The 14,454-nt window shown below is 69.4% G+C and carries 14 protein-coding genes; all 14 read left to right on the top strand.

Annotation, left to right across the window (positions count from 1 at the left end; translation table 11 throughout):
- Positions 1-28: 28 nt before the first annotated feature.
- The 14 genes from rfbB to rplB all read left to right on the top strand — a co-directional run bounded on the left by rfbB (position 29) and on the right by rplB (position 14,451).
- A complete protein-coding gene (rfbB, locus tag JIW86_RS17930; RefSeq protein ID WP_257554812.1) occupies positions 29-1,006 on the top strand; it encodes a dTDP-glucose 4,6-dehydratase in 978 nt (325 codons plus the stop codon).
- Positions 1,007-1,053: 47 nt separating this feature from the next.
- A complete protein-coding gene (gene rfbD / locus JIW86_RS17925; protein WP_406368509.1) occupies positions 1,054-1,923 on the top strand; it encodes a dTDP-4-dehydrorhamnose reductase in 870 nt (289 codons plus the stop codon).
- Positions 1,920-3,254 carry a lipopolysaccharide biosynthesis protein gene (locus JIW86_RS17920; protein ID WP_257554810.1) on the top strand — a complete coding sequence of 445 codons (1,335 nt, stop codon included), beginning with the start codon at positions 1,920-1,922 and terminating at the stop codon, positions 3,252-3,254. Before rfbD ends, JIW86_RS17920 begins: the two co-directional genes overlap by 4 nt.
- Positions 3,255-3,322: 68 nt before the next feature.
- On the top strand, positions 3,323-4,012 hold the full coding sequence (locus tag JIW86_RS17915; protein ID WP_257554809.1) for a glycosyltransferase family 2 protein: 690 nt from the start codon (positions 3,323-3,325) through the stop codon (positions 4,010-4,012).
- Positions 4,009-4,425: a DUF2304 domain-containing protein gene (locus JIW86_RS17910; RefSeq protein WP_215143998.1), complete on the top strand. Its 417-nt coding sequence runs from the start codon at positions 4,009-4,011 to the stop codon at positions 4,423-4,425. Before JIW86_RS17915 ends, JIW86_RS17910 begins: the two co-directional genes overlap by 4 nt.
- A gap of 6 nt (positions 4,426-4,431) precedes the next feature.
- Positions 4,432-5,331, top strand: coding sequence for a glycosyltransferase family 2 protein (locus JIW86_RS17905; protein ID WP_257554808.1), 900 nt, complete (start codon positions 4,432-4,434; stop codon positions 5,329-5,331).
- 31 nt (positions 5,332-5,362) lie between these two features.
- A complete protein-coding gene (locus JIW86_RS17900) occupies positions 5,363-7,150 on the top strand; it encodes a hypothetical protein (protein WP_257554807.1) in 1,788 nt (595 codons plus the stop codon).
- A gap of 208 nt (positions 7,151-7,358) precedes the next feature.
- Positions 7,359-9,947 (top strand): peptidoglycan recognition protein, encoded by a 2,589-nt coding sequence (locus JIW86_RS17895; protein WP_257554806.1) that lies wholly within the window; start codon positions 7,359-7,361, stop codon positions 9,945-9,947.
- Positions 9,948-10,042: 95 nt separating this feature from the next.
- Positions 10,043-11,161 carry a hypothetical protein gene (locus JIW86_RS17890; RefSeq protein ID WP_257554805.1) on the top strand — a complete coding sequence of 373 codons (1,119 nt, stop codon included), beginning with the start codon at positions 10,043-10,045 and terminating at the stop codon, positions 11,159-11,161.
- A 468-nt stretch (positions 11,162-11,629) separates the two neighbouring features.
- Positions 11,630-11,938, top strand: coding sequence for a 30S ribosomal protein S10 (gene rpsJ, locus JIW86_RS17885; RefSeq protein ID WP_003948644.1), 309 nt, complete (start codon positions 11,630-11,632; stop codon positions 11,936-11,938).
- Between the two features lie 14 nt (positions 11,939-11,952).
- The gene (gene rplC, locus JIW86_RS17880) at positions 11,953-12,597 is read left to right on the top strand and encodes a 50S ribosomal protein L3 (protein ID WP_007265899.1); all 645 of its coding nucleotides are present in this window, start codon (positions 11,953-11,955) and stop codon (positions 12,595-12,597) included.
- A 4-nt stretch (positions 12,598-12,601) separates the two neighbouring features.
- Positions 12,602-13,252, top strand: a complete 651-nt coding sequence (gene rplD, locus JIW86_RS17875; protein WP_030710344.1) for a 50S ribosomal protein L4 — start codon at positions 12,602-12,604, stop codon at positions 13,250-13,252.
- Positions 13,252-13,575, top strand: a complete 324-nt coding sequence (gene rplW / locus JIW86_RS17870; protein WP_030154694.1) for a 50S ribosomal protein L23 — start codon at positions 13,252-13,254, stop codon at positions 13,573-13,575. The genes rplD and rplW overlap by 1 nt, the downstream gene beginning before the upstream one ends.
- Before the next feature lie 39 nt (positions 13,576-13,614).
- Complete coding sequence (gene rplB, locus JIW86_RS17865) at positions 13,615-14,451, top strand: 50S ribosomal protein L2 (protein WP_008739715.1); 837 nt, start codon at positions 13,615-13,617, stop codon at positions 14,449-14,451.
- Positions 14,452-14,454: the final 3 nt, after the last annotated feature.

Here is a 14,454-nt window from a genome sequence, read left to right as displayed (position 1 = left end):
TTCGGCGGGCGGCTAGACTCTTCGTATTATGCGCATCCTCGTGACCGGCGGCGCCGGCTTCATCGGTTCAGAATTCGTCCGCCAGCAGCTCGGTGCAGATGCCTCGGCCCGGATCACGGTCTTCGACAAGCTGACCTATTCCGGAGTCGAAGAGAATCTGGCGCCGGTCGCGGATCACCCCGGATACACCTTCGTCAAGGGCGACATCTGCGACGCGGAGGCCGTCGACCAGGTGATGGCCGGCCACGACGTGGTCGTGCACTTCGCCGCCGAGTCCCACGTGGACCGCTCCATCGCCGGAGCCGGCCCCTTCGTGATGACCAACGTGGTGGGCACCCAGGTCCTGCTGGACGCCGCCCGCAAGCACGGCGTCGGCCGCTTCGTCCACATCTCCACGGACGAGGTCTACGGCTCGATCAGCGAGGGCTCCTGGACGGAGGAGTGGCCGCTGGTGCCGAACTCCCCGTACTCCGCCTCGAAGGCGTCGTCCGACCTGTTGGCGCTGGCCTACCACCGCACCCACGGCATGGACGTGGTGGTCACCCGCTGCTCCAACAACTACGGGCACTACCAGTTCCCGGAGAAGGTCATCCCGCTGTTCGTCTCCAACCTGATGGACGGCAAGAAGGTCCCGCTGTACGGCAACGGCGGCAACGTCCGCGACTGGCTGCACGTCTCCGACCACTGCCGCGGCATCGACCTGGCCATGCGCAAGGGCCGCGCCGGCGAGGTCTACAACATCGGCGGCGGCACCGAGCTCACCAACAAGGAGCTCACCGGCGTCCTGCTGGAGGCCGCGGGCCTCGGCTGGGAGATGGTCGAGCGGGTCGAGGACCGCAAGGGCCACGACCTCCGCTACTCCATCGACATCAGCAAGATCGGCGCCGAGCTCGGCTACGCCCCGCAGGTCACCTTCGAGGACGGCATCAAGGCCACCATCGAGTGGTACCGCGAGAACCGTGCCTGGTGGGAGCCCCTCAAGGTGAAGGCGGCCCTGCAGAAGTGACCGCCTACCCCGTGCCCACGCGCTGGCTCGTCACCGGTGCCGCCGGGATGCTCGGCCAGGACGTCCTGGCCGTCCTGAAGCGCGCCGGGATCGAAGCGGTGGGCCTGCGCCGCGGCGACCTCGACATCACCGACCCGGCAGCAGTCCGGGCCGCCGTCGAGGGCGCCGCCGTGGTCGTCAACTGCGCAGCCTGGACCGACGTGGACGGCGCCGAGACCGCCGAGGAAGCCGCCACCGCCGTCAACGGCACCGGCGTACGCGTCCTCGCCGAGGCCTGCGCCGCCGCCCACGTGCGCCTGCTCCACGTCTCCACCGACTACGTGCTGCCCGGCGACGCCTCGCAGCCGTACCCGGAGGACGCCGAGACCGGCCCGGTCAACGCCTACGGGCGCTCCAAGCTGGTCGGCGAGCAGGCCGTGGCCGAACTGCTGCCGCAGGACGGCTACGTGGTCCGCACCGCCTGGCTGTACGGCGAGCACGGGCCGAACTTCGTCGCCACCATGCTGAAGCTGGCCGCCCAGCGGGACACCCTCGACGTGGTCGACGACCAGCACGGCCAGCCCACCTGGTCCTACGCGCTGGCCCGCCACCTGGTCGAGCTCGGCCAGGCCGCGCTGAAGGGCTGGGCCATGGGCGGGATCTACCACGGCACCGCGAGCGGCCGGACCACCTGGATGGGACTGGCCCGCGAGACCTACCGGCTGAGCGGGCTCGACCCCGAGCGGATCCGGCCCACCACCTCCGAGGCGTTCGTGCGACCCGCCGTCCGCCCCGCCTTCAGCGTGCTCGCGCACGACCACTGGGACGAGGCCGGCCTGGCCCCGCTGCCCGACTGGCGGGAGCAGCTCGCCGAGGCCCTCCGCACCCCGGTCTTCTCCGCACTGGCCGCCCGGGCCCGGGACGGCCGTACGGGATGAAAACCCTGCTGAACAAGCTGACCGCGGCGCTGCCGCCGGGCACCGTCGCGGTGGCCGGCGGCACCGTCGTGCTCGGCGCGGCCTCCTACGTCCACCTGGGCGTGGCCGGCCACAGCCTGTCCAAGGACGCCTTGGCGAACGTCTCCGTGCTGTGGACGATCGTGATGTCCATCGGCATCGGCGTCTTCTTCCCCATCGAGCAGGAGCTCACCCGGATCGTCTCCGCGCGGGTGGTCCTGGGCCACGGCGCCGCTCCCGTCCTGCGCCGGGCCACCCTGCTGACCGGGGCGATCCTCGGCGCGACCCTGCTCGTACTGGGCCTCGGCGCGGGCCCGATCGCCGACCTGCTGTTCGAGGGCGACCGCGCGCTGGTGGCCGCGCTCGGTGGTGCCTTCGCCGGCATGGCCGTCTGCTACCTCACCCGCGGCGTGCTGGCCGGCCTCGGCCGGTTCGGCGCGTACGGCACCCAGCTCGCCGTCGACGGCGGCCTGCGGATCGTGCTCGCGGCCGGCTGCGCCGTGTTCGGGCTGCACTCCGCTCTCGCCTTCAGCCTGGTCCTGGCCGTCGCACCCGTCATCGCCACGCTGGTCACCCTGCCGACGCTGCTGCGCGCCGTCGGCCCCGGCGAACCGATCGCCTGGCGGGAGCTGTACAGCGGACTGGGCCTGCTCATCTGCGCGACCCTGCTGTCCCAGCTGGTCGTCAACGCCGCGGTGATGAGCACCAAGCTGCTGGCCCCCACCGACAGCGCCCTGATCGGCGCCCTGCTCAGCGCGCTGGTCCTGGCCCGGGTGCCGCTCTTCGTCTTCGGCTCGCTCCAGGCCTCGCTGCTCAGCGGCCTCACCGCCGCCTTCACGGCCGGCGACCGGGCCGCGTTCTGGGCGATGCTGCGCCGGATCGCAGCGGTCGTCGGCGCGCTCGGCCTGCTCGGCGGCGTACCCGCCACCGTGCTCGGCCCCTGGCTGATCGAGGTGCTCTTCAACGCCAAGGAGCCGGTGCTCGACCGCTTCGACTTCTTCCTGATGTCCGCGGGCACCGTGGCGTACATGTTCGCGATGGTCCTCGGACAGGCGCTCATGGTATTCAAGCGACACAACCTGCAACTGCTCTGCTGGGCCCTCGGTACCGCGGTCCTGGTGGGCATCACCCTGATTCCGGGCGATGTGGCCGTGCGCGTGATCGTTGCCTACGCTCTCGGCTCGCTCGCCACCGTGCTCGCTATGCTGGCTGCGCTGAGGCTGAGCTTCCCCGGAGCGGCTGCTGTAGCCACCGAAGAGCCCGGGCAGGTGGCCGACACAGGCCCCCTGGGCGTGGGCGCGGTCGGCAAATGACCACGCCCGCCCACGACGTCACACCGATCACCGAGCACTCGTTTGTGCCCCGTTCCGCTGGAGCTACCGTGTCCGATTACGACGATGTCTGGCTGGTCATACCGGCCTATAACGAGGGCCAGGTGATCGCCGACGTGGTCGAGGGGGCCCGCAAGACGTTCCCCAACATCGTCGTCGTCGACGACGGAAGCACCGACGACTCGGCCAGGCACATCGCCACCACCGGCGCGCACCTGGTGCGCCACCCGGTCAACCTCGGCCAGGGCGCGGCCCTGCAGACCGGCCTCACCTACGCGCTCGCCCAGCCCGGCGCCCGCTACTTCGCCACCTTCGACGCGGACGGTCAGCACCAGACCAAGGACGTCGAGACGATGGTGGCGGTGCTGCGCAGCGGAGAGGCCGACGTCGTACTCGGCTCCCGCTTCATCGAGCAGAACGGCCAGGTGCCGTGGATCAAGCAGGTGGTGCTGCGCACGGCCGCCGCGGTCAGCCCCACCGCCCGCAAGCTCAAGCTCACCGACGCGCACAACGGTCTGCGCGTCCTGGGCCGTGAGGCCGCCGAGCAGCTGAACATCACCATGAACGGCATGGCGCACGCGTCCGAGCTCGTCGGCTTCCTGGCCGGCTCCGGCCTGCGGGTCACCGAGGTCCCGGTGGACATCCTCTACACCGATTACTCACGCGCCAAGGGTCAGTCCCTGATCAACGGCGTCAACATCCTTTTTGACATTTCGCTGCGGGAGCGTGGGCGTCGATGAAGTACTTCTGGATCCAGCTGGTCCTGATCCTCGGCTCGGTGTCCATGGCACTCATGTTCATCCGGACCTGGAGCCAGGCGAAGAACCGGGCCTGGAAGCGCATAGCGTTCTCGGTGTTCGTGGTCGTCAACGTCTACGCGGTGCTCCGCCCGACGGACGTCACCTGGCTCGCCCACCAGCTCGGCGTCGGCCGAGGCACCGACCTGGTGCTCTACGTGATGGTGCTCGCGATGGGCTTCCTCACGCTCAACACCTTCCTGCGCTTCCGGTCGCTGGAGAAGAAGATCACCGACCTGGCGCGGACCGTGGCCATCAACGAGGGCGTCCGGGCCAACGACGAGCGCCTCGGGCAGGACATCGTCGCGAGCTCCGGCGCCCGGGCCGACGCCGACTCCGACTCCGTGAAGGCCTGACGCTCCATGGCGACCTTCGACTTCATGCTCCCCTACTACGGGGACGTGCAGCTGATGCAGGACGCTGTCCGCAGCATCCTGGCGCAGACCGACCGGGACTTCCGGCTCGTCGTCATCGACGACGGCAAGGAGCCGGACGTACCCGGCTGGTTCAAGCAGCTCGGCGACGAGCGGGTCCACTACACCCGCAACGAGCAGAACCTCGGCATCACCAAGAACTTCCAGAAGTGCGTGGAGCTCTCCGAGGCCGACTACGTGGTCATCATGGGCTGCGACGACCTCCTGCACCCGCACTACCTGGAGACCGTCCGCGGGATCATCGGCGCCCACCCGGGCATCGGCATGGTCCAGCCCGGCGTCGAGGTCATCGACGGCGAGGGCCGGATCACCCAGGGCCTGGCGGACAACACCAAGAAGCGGCTGTACGCGCCGCAGGTGAAGGGCCGCCGGCTGATGGCCGGTGAGGAGCTGGCCGCCAGCGTGCTGCGCGGGAACTGGCTGTACTTCCCCTCCATCGCCTGGCGCGGCGAGGCGCTGCGCAAGGTGAACTTCCGCGACGACTACTCGGTGATCCAGGACCTCGCGCTGGTGGTCGACCTGCTGGAGGGCGGTGAGGAGATGGTGATCGACAACTCGACCACGGTCTTCCAGTACCGCCGGCACGCGGTCAGCGAGTCCTCGGTGCAGGCCTTCTCCGGCACCCGCTTCGCCGAGGCCGAGCGGTACTTCGCCGCGGTCGCGGCGCGCATGGATGCCCGCGGCTGGCCCAAGGCCGCCCGCGCGGCGCGCTTCCACAGCGCCTCCCGCCTGCACGCGCTCACCATGCTCCCCGGCGCACTGCGCCGCGGGCACCGGGAAGGCGCCCGCACCCTGGCGAAGCACGCCTTCACCTCCGGCCAGAACTGAGCCGACACCGCACACCACGAAACGGACTGAGATGACACACCTGGCCCCCGAGGAGGCCGGTGAGGCCGGCGCCCCGGCGCCCCGCCCCGCCGCGACAGCGGAAGGAAAGAGCCGACTGTCCCCCTCACGGAGCCGGGCGTGGCTCTCCCGCCGCTGGGTGCTCCCCCTGGCCGAGGTCGTCGTCAGCCTCGTGGCAGCCCTGGGGTTCACGCTGCTGAGCACGCACATCAGCGTGAACCCGCTCATCCGGATCGGCCAGGTCAGCGGTCTCGCCAAGCTCCAGCAGTACGCGGCCGTCCTCGGCCTGCCGCTGCTCGCGGTCCTGCTGTACACCGCCTACCGCGGCCCGCTCCACCGCCACCAGGTCGCGAAGCGCCTGGTGTGCTCCGCGCTGGCCGGACTCGCCACCGGCGTGCTGGCGGGCGGCGTGGTCGTCGCCCTGCGCGGTACGCCCTGGGGGCTCGGCGGCCAGGAGGGCGACCCGGCGGCCCTGATCGAGATGGCCAACTCGTTCCTGCACGGCGAGAGCATGTCGGGCATCTACCCGCCCCTGTTCCCCGGCCTGATGGCCGTCTGGGCGAAGATCCGCTACGACGTGCCCGGCGGACCCGGGTTCGCCCTCAAGGACTTCCAGATCTTCTTCACCGCCATCGCGGGCCCGCTGACGTACCTGGCCTGGCGGCTGCTGCTCCGGCCGTTCTGGGCGCTGCTCATCGCGGTGCCCTCGGCCCTGCTGTTCATGGACCCGATCCGCCCGTACAGCCACGGCAGCATGCTCGTACTGCTGCCGCTGCTCGGCTACTGCCTGCGCGAGATGCGCCGCTCCGGCGAGCGTCCGCTGCGCCAGAACCTGCTGCGCGGCGCGGTCCTCGGCCTCGTTTTCGGCCTGGTCTTCCTCTGGTACTCCGGCTGGTACGTCTGGGCCGCGCCCGGGGTGTTCGTGCTCGCGCTGTGCCTCTTCCCCTGGCGCGGCGGAAAGACGGTGGTCAAACGGACTGGCGCGTTCATCGCCGTCACCCTGCTGACGGCCGGTGTCGTCGGCGCCCCGCTGATCTACCAGATGGCCCGGCTCGGTTCCCAGACACCTGACCGCTACGCCTTCCTGGCCACGTACGTCGATCCGACGTACGTGCTGGGCTGGGTGTCCGACCGGTCCGGGAAGCTCGATTACCAAACCTGGCCGGTGGCCGACGAGATGGCGGGCCAGAGCGGCTTCGCCCTGCTGCTGCTGTTCGCCGTGGGCCTGGGCATCGGACTGGCGCTGCGCAACATCATGGTCCTGACCGCCGCCGCCACGCTGGCCGGCGCCTGGCTGGCCCGCTTCTGGTTCGCCTCGCACATGGCGCACGACAAGGCCGTGCAGCTCTACCCGCGCACCACCTGGATCATCATGTACTGCCTGATGATCCTGGCCGTCCTCGGCATGATGGCCGTGGTCAACCGGGGCTCCGGCTGGGCCGAGCGCACGCTGCGGCCGAGCGGCGCCGCACCCGCCGCCCGGGTCGTTCCCCGGCGGGTGGTCGCGCAGCTCGCGGCCGGCATGGTGTGCGCGATCGCGCTGTTCGCCACGATGGGCGCGTCCTGGTCGGTCAACCGGTACATGCCGCAGGCCGACACCATGTCGATGGGCATCGACGCCTGGCGGGCCCACACCATCAAGAAGTCGGACGGCACCTGCCCGCGCTTCGCGCCGGACAAGAAGAACTGCGCGGACATCGTCACGAAGGACTGGCGGGAGCGCCCCGACAAAGGCTTCTGGTGCTCCGGCATCGAGCCGTCGGAGTGGCCGTTCGTCTGCGGGCGCAAAGCGCCGTACTAGGAAGGCGAAGGAGTAGCCTCCGTCCCAACCGAGGGCCCCCGGCCCGCAGTTCGCTGCGGATCACCGGGGGTCCTCGCGTATTCGAACCCGTGCCCTATACCCACCCCCCTGTTCGAGCCAACATCGGGTGCCAGTAGCATCCGGCCGGTCAGCCATGTCTTCTGGCGTAGTCACAACAGGGGTTGGGGACAACTTGAAACTAGGTCGTGTGCGCGGGACGGCTCTGGCCGCCGCGCTCGGTGTCGTGACGGTTCTCGGCATCCAGGGCGTCGCCAACGGCATCGGCGCAGGGGACGGCGACGTGTCGCCGTACAGCGCCGGCGCCCGGGAGAAGGGTCCGGTCGAGGGGGAGCTGCACAAGCACGCCCTGAAGCCCAAGGGCAAGGGCGAGGCCGTCCTCTCCCAGCAGGACACCGAGCCCTTCGGGCTCCTCGGCGTCTCCTGGAACGACCCCGAGGCCGAGGTGAAGGGGAAGATCGAGGCCCGCACCCGGGACGCCGACACCGGCAAGTGGTCGAAGTGGAAGGTGCTGGAGCAGGCCGAGTCCGGCCTCGACGGCAAGCGCCCGGGCCTGCGCGGCGCCACCGAGCCCGTCTGGGTCGGTCCGTCCGACGGAGCCGAGGTACGGGTGGGCGGCGGCGACGCCGAGCTGCCCGCCGGCATGGAACTGGCCCTGGTGGACCCGGGTGCCGCCGGCGCGAAGGCGAAGAAGAAGGGCAGCCTGAGCCTCGGGCCGGCCTCCTTCGCCCTCCCCGCGGTGGACCCCGCGCCGACGACGCCGGGACCGGAGTCGACCGCCCCGCGGCCGGACGTGGTCTCGCGCGTGCAGTGGGGCGCCGACGAGTCCCTGAACAACGAGGGCCCGATCTACCTGCCCGGTGCGAAGATCAAGGCGGTCTTCGTCCACCACACCGCGGCCACCGCGCCGTACGAGTGCTCCGAGTCCGCGGCCATCGTCCGCAGCATCCACAAGTACCACGTGGAGGTCGAGAAGTGGCGCGACCTCGGCTACAACTTCCTCGTCGACAAGTGCGGGACGATCTTCGAAGGCCGTCAGGGCGGTGTGGACCAGCCCGTCCAGGGCGCGCACACCTACGGCTGGAACTCCGAGTCGACGAGCGTCTCCGTCCTCGGTGACTACACGAACGCGGGTGCCTCGGCCGCCGCTCTCGAAAGCATCTCCAAGGTCGCGGCCTACAAGCTGGGCCAGTACGACGGCGACATGAACGGCACGACGACGCTGACCGCCGGCGCCACCCAGAAGAACTTCTTCGGCACCAGCTACACCGCCGGGCAGACGTACACGTTCAAGACGCTCTCGGGTCACCGCGACGGCTTCAACACCCAGTGCCCCGGCAACTCGCTCTACCCGCAGCTGGACGCGCTCCGCAAGACGGGCCCCGCGGCCCAGCTGAAGATCGCCTCGGTGAACGGAGCGGCGGCCACGCCGGGCGCCACCCTGCCCAGCGGCGCAGCCCTGACGGTCGACTGGACCACCAGCACGGTGAGCGGCCAGCTGAGCAAGTTCGAGCTGCTGGTGGACGGCGAGGCCGTCGCGGTCACCGACGCTTCCGCCCGCAAGGCGACGGCGGCGCTGACCGACGGCAGCCACGAGGTCCGGGTCCGCGCGACCGCCGCGAACGGCAAGGTCTCCACGAGCCTCGCGGTCACCGTCGACGCGGACGTCAAGGGCGCCAAGTTCGTCCCCCTCGCCCCGAAGCGCCTGATGGACACCCGTACGGGCCTGGGCGTTGCGGCCGGGCCGGTCGGTCCGGGCGCCGTGGTCACCCTCCCGGTGGCGGCCGCCACCGGCGGTACGCCCACCGCGGTGGTGCTGAACGTGACGGCGACGAACCCGACGGAGCCGAGCTTCGTGTCGGTGTACCCGGGCGGTACGACCCGTTCCAGCGCGTCGAACCTGAACTTCACCCCGGGCAAGACGATCCCGAACCTGGTGGTCGTGCCGGTCATCAACGGGACCGTCAGCTTCTACAACAACCAGGGCAACGTCGACCTGATCGCGGACATCACCGGCTACTTCACCTCGACCGGTGACGGCGCCACGCAGACCAACTTCGGCCCGAAGCGTCTGATGGACACGCGTACGGGCACGGGCGTTCCGGCCGGCGCGGTCGGTTCGGGCGGCGTGGTCACGCTGCCCGTGGCGGGCGTCGACGGCATCCCGGCCACCGGCGTCAAGGCCGTGGTGCTGAACGTGACGGCGACGAACCCGACGCAGCCGAGCTTCGTGTCGGTGTACCCGAGCGGTACGACCCGTTCCAGCGCCTCGAACCTGAACTTCACCCCGGGCCAGACGATCCCCAACCTGGTGGTCGTGCCGGTCGTGGACGGGAAGGTCAGCTTCTACAACAACCAGGGCACCGTCGACCTGATCGCGGACATCACGGGCTACTTCTCGGACAGCGACGCGGGCGCCATGCACGCGAACTTCGGTCCGAAGCGACTGATGGACACCCGTGCGGGCCTGGGCGTCCGGCAGGGCCCGGTCGCCGGGGGCAGCGTGGTCACGCTGCCCGTGGCGGGCGTCGGCGGCATCCCGGCCACCGGTGTGAAGGCCGTGGTGCTGAACGTGACGGCGACGAACCCGACCGAGGCGAGCTTCGTGGCGGTCTTCCCGAGCGGTACGACCCGTACGAGCGCCTCGAACCTGAACTTCACGGCCGGTCTCACGATCCCCAACCTGGTGGTCGTCCCGGTGGTGGACGGGAAGGTCAGCTTCTACAACAACTCGGGTTCCGTGGATCTCATCGCGGACATCACGGGGTACTTCAGCTAGTGGCGTGAACGCGCCTTTTTGCAGGTGAGGGGCTCCACACCACAAGGTGCGGGGCCCCTCGCGCATGTCGGGGCAGGGAACGGAAAACAGGGGACATGGGGAAGAACGAGGACGACAGAGCGGGGATCTCCGACGAGGAGTGGGCCCGGTTCATGGAACAGGCCGCCGCGGGGTCGGGGGACGCTCCGAAGGAGCCGTCCGCGCGGGCACGGATGGTGACCGAGCGACTGCGCGAGGAGCGCAGCCGGGGCCAGGAGCCCCCGGGCTGGCGCACCGGCCCGGCGTGGCAGGAGATGCAGGGCCGGGGCAGGCGCAAGCGGCGGCTCAAGGCCTTCGCGGCCATCGTCCTCGTCGCCGGGCTCGCGCTGATCGCCGTACGGCCCGAGCTGGTGATCGACCGGATCACGGGCAAGACGGAGGCCCGCCAGCAGGCGAAGAACGCTGCTCCGCTGCCCGCGGAGTCCGGACGCCCGACCGCGCCCCCGGCGGCCGTGGACCCGGACCAGCCGACTCTGCAGGAACCTTTCCGCGGTTCCCCGGCCCTCCAGTGGGCCGACGGGGCCGCCGGCATCGAGGTCCCCGAGGCCACGGCCGTCGGCGGGATGTCCAAGCAGCAGGTCGCGGACGCGCTCGAGAAGACCAGGCAGTTCCTGATCGCGGCCAACCTCGACCCGGCGACCCTGCGCGGGGAGCGGCCGGCCGCCGCCCTGGCGATCCTGGACCCCCGGCAGCCGGAGGTCCCGCAGCGGCTGGAGCAGTCCCTGACGAAGCCCACCGCGGAGAACACCCCGGTGCTGCTCTTCACCCGCTTCGACCAGGCGAAGGTCAAGCCGGTCGGTGACGTCGTCAAGGTGCGCGGCAGCATGCGCGCGGAGCAGGGGGAGCCCGGGGAACTGCTCGTGGTGACGGACTACACCTTCGTCCACCCCATGACGAACGGGGGCACGAGCGTGCAGCGCACCATCGTGCGCCGGCAGATCACCCTTAGCCTGCTCGACCCGGCGCGCTGGGCGGCCACCGGGGACCGGCTCCAGCTGCGCAAGTACGTCTCGGAGTGGTCGAACGTCGGATGCGAGACGGCCGACGGCTTCCTGCACCCGGACTTCCCGCGGGCGGCGCCGGCCGGGTCGGCGCCCACCGGGCCCGCCGTGGATCCGTACGACCGCAGCAGGGACATCGAGGGCGAAGGGTGCGGGACGGTCACCCGCTCCTGACCGGGGGAGTCACCCCGTCACGCGATTGCGTGGTGCTGTTTGACCACTCAGCGTGGCGGGGTATTCTCTTCCGCCCGATTGGCCAGGTACGTGCCTCGTATGGCAGACTACTCAAGTTGCTCGGCTGAGTGCCGATGCTGCGCGCCTCCCGCCGGGAGGACCGGAAGCGAGTCCCACAGTACTCGTCGTCCTTAATCTGCCTTCCGGGGCAGCAATGGGGACGGACGTACGGGAATCTTCTGGGAAGTGTCAGCACGGTGCCCACCAGGCACTCGGTGGGTGTTTCTCCCCCGAAACGCGGTCACAGGGACCGCACCCCCTTGGATGAGGGAATTTCCGTATGGGAATTTTCTGTAGAGGGAGTGCGACACGCCCGACCGCGTGGGTCGGAGAGAAGCCGCGGGATCCGTCCCGCAGCCGACCGAGAGCCAGAGCGTTTCCACATACAGACAGGACTACGGAGTAGCCATGGCGGGACAGAAGATCCGCATCCGGCTCAAGGCCTACGACCACGAGGTCATCGATTCCTCGGCGAAGAAGATCGTCGAGACGGTGACGCGCACTGGTGCGTCGGTCGCGGGCCCGGTGCCGCTGCCCACTGAGAAGAACGTGTACTGCGTCATCAAGTCGCCGCACAAGTACAAGGACTCGCGCGAGCACTTCGAGATGCGCACGCACAAGCGCCTGATCGACATCCTCGACCCGACCCCCAAGACCGTTGACTCGCTGATGCGCCTGGACCTTCCGGCCGGCGTTGACATCGAGATCAAGCTCTGAGAGGCGTCGAGAAGATGGCAAAGCAGATCAAGGGCGTCCTGGGCGAGAAGCTCGGCATGACCCAGGTCTGGGACGAGAACAACCGTGTCGTCCCGGTGACCGTGGTCAAGGCCGGACCCTGCGTCGTTACCCAGGTCCGTACGAACGACATCGACGGCTACGAGTCGGTCCAGATCGCCTTCGGCGAGATCGACCCGCGCAAGGTGAACAAGCCCCTCAAGGGCCACTTCGCCAAGGCCGACGTGACCCCCCGCCGCCACCTGGTGGAGCTCCGCACCTCCGACGCCAGCGAGTACACGCTCGGCCAGGAGATCACTGCTGAGGTGTTCGAGTCCGGCGTCAAGGTTGACGTCACGGGCAACAGCAAGGGCAAGGGCTTCGCCGGTGTCATGAAGCGGCACAACTTCCGGGGCCTCGGCGCCGGTCACGGTGTGCAGCGCAAGCACCGCTCCCCCGGTTCGATCGGTGGCTGCGCCACCCCTGGGCGTGTCTTCAAGGGCATGCGCATGGCCGGTCGTATGGGCAACGAGCGTGTCACCACCCAGAACCTGACCATCCACGCGGTTGACGCGGAGAAGGGTCTGCTCCTCATCAAGGGCGCGGTCCCCGGTCCGAACGGCGGCCTCGTCCTGGTCCGTACCGCGGCCAAGGGGGCTTGAGGTAATGAGCACCATTGACATCCTTTCGCCGGCAGGCGACAAGGCCGGTACCGTCGAGCTCCCCGCGGAGATCTTCGACGCGAAGACCAGCGTTCCGCTGATCCACCAGGTCGTTGTCGCTCAGCTGGCTGCTGCCCGTCAGGGCACGCACAAGACCAAGCGTCGTGGCGAAGTCCGTGGTGGTGGCCGCAAGCCGTACCGCCAGAAGGGCACCGGCCGCGCGCGCCAGGGTTCGACCCGTGCTCCGCAGTTCGTCGGCGGTGGCGTTGTCCACGGCCCGCAGCCGCGTGACTACTCCCAGCGGACCCCGAAGAAGATGAAGGCCGCCGCCCTCCGCGGTGCCCTCTCGGACCGTGCGCGTCACTCCCGCATCCACGTCGTCACCGGCGTGGTCGAGGGTTCCGCCTCCACGAAGGCCGCCAAGACGCTGTTCGGCAAGATCTCGGAGCGCAAGAACCTGCTCCTGGTCGTCGAGCGCGCCGACGAGGCCGCGTGGCTGTCCGCCCGCAACCTGCCCCAGGTTCACATCCTGGAGCCGGGCCAGCTGAACACGTACGACGTGATCGTCTCTGACGACGTGGTCTTCACTCAGGCCGCTTTCGAGTCCTTCGTGTCTGGCCCCAAGGCCGATGAGACCGAAGGGAGCGACGCCTGATGTCTGAGGCGACCGTTACCAGCAAGACCTTCACTGACCCGCGCGACCTGCTGATCAAGCCGGTTGTCTCGGAGAAGAGCTACGCGCTGCTGGACGAGAACAAGTACACGTTCATCGTCGCGCCTGGCTCCAACAAGACCCAGATCAAGCAGGCCGTGGAAGCGGTCTTCGGGGTCAAGGTCACCGGGGTCAACACGATCAACCGTCAGGGTAAGCGCAAGCGCACCAAGACCGGTTTCGGCAAGCGCGCTGACACCAAGCGCGCCATCGTGACCCTCGCTGAGGGCGACCGAATCGACATCTTCGGCGGCCAGGCCTCCTAACGGAGGTCTAGTCGTCCGGAATCGGACGAGGACTGAGAAATGGGTATCCGCAAGTACAAGCCGACGACCCCGGGCCGTCGTGGCTCCAGCGTCGCCGACTTTGTCGAGATCACGCGGTCCACGCCGGAGAAGTCGCTGGTTCGCCCGCTGCACAGCAAGGGCGGCCGTAACAACACCGGTCGGATCACTGTTCGCCACCAGGGTGGTGGACACAAGCGCGCCTACCGCGTGATCGACTTCCGTCGTCACGACAAGGACGGCGTGCCGGCCAAGGTCGCGCACATCGAGTACGACCCCAACCGCACCGCGCGCATCGCGCTCCTGCACTACGCGGACGGCGAGAAGCGCTACATCATCGCGCCGAAGGCTCTGAAGCAGGGCGACCGGATTGAGAACGGCCCCACGGCCGACATCAAGCCGGGCAACAACCTGGCCCTCCGCAACATCCCGGTCGGTACCACGATCCACGCGATCGAGCTCCGTCCCGGTGGTGGCGCCAAGTTCGCCCGTTCCGCGGGTGCCTCCGTGCAGCTGCTGGCGAAGGAGGGCACGATGGCCCACCTTCGTATGCCTTCCGGTGAGATCCGCCTGGTCGACGCGCGCTGCCGCGCAACGGTCGGCGAGGTCGGCAACGCCGAGCAGTCGAACATCAACTGGGGCAAGGCCGGCCGCATGCGCTGGAAGGGCGTTCGCCCGTCCGTCCGCGGTGTCGCGATGAACCCGGTTGACCACCCGCACGGTGGTGGTGAGGGCAAGACCAGTGGTGGTCGCCACCCGGTCTCCCCGTGGGGTCAGAAGGAGGGTCGTACTCGCTCGCCGAAGAAGGCTTCGAGCAAGTACATCGTCCGCCGCCGCAAGACGAACAAGAAGCGCTAGGAG

The sequence above is a fragment of the Streptomyces sp. NBC_00162 genome (assembly GCF_024611995.1).
Lineage (GTDB): Bacteria > Actinomycetota > Actinomycetes > Streptomycetales > Streptomycetaceae > Streptomyces.
The sequence above is the reverse complement of the archived record's forward strand: the minus strand, read 5'-3'. Positions and strand labels throughout refer to the sequence as shown.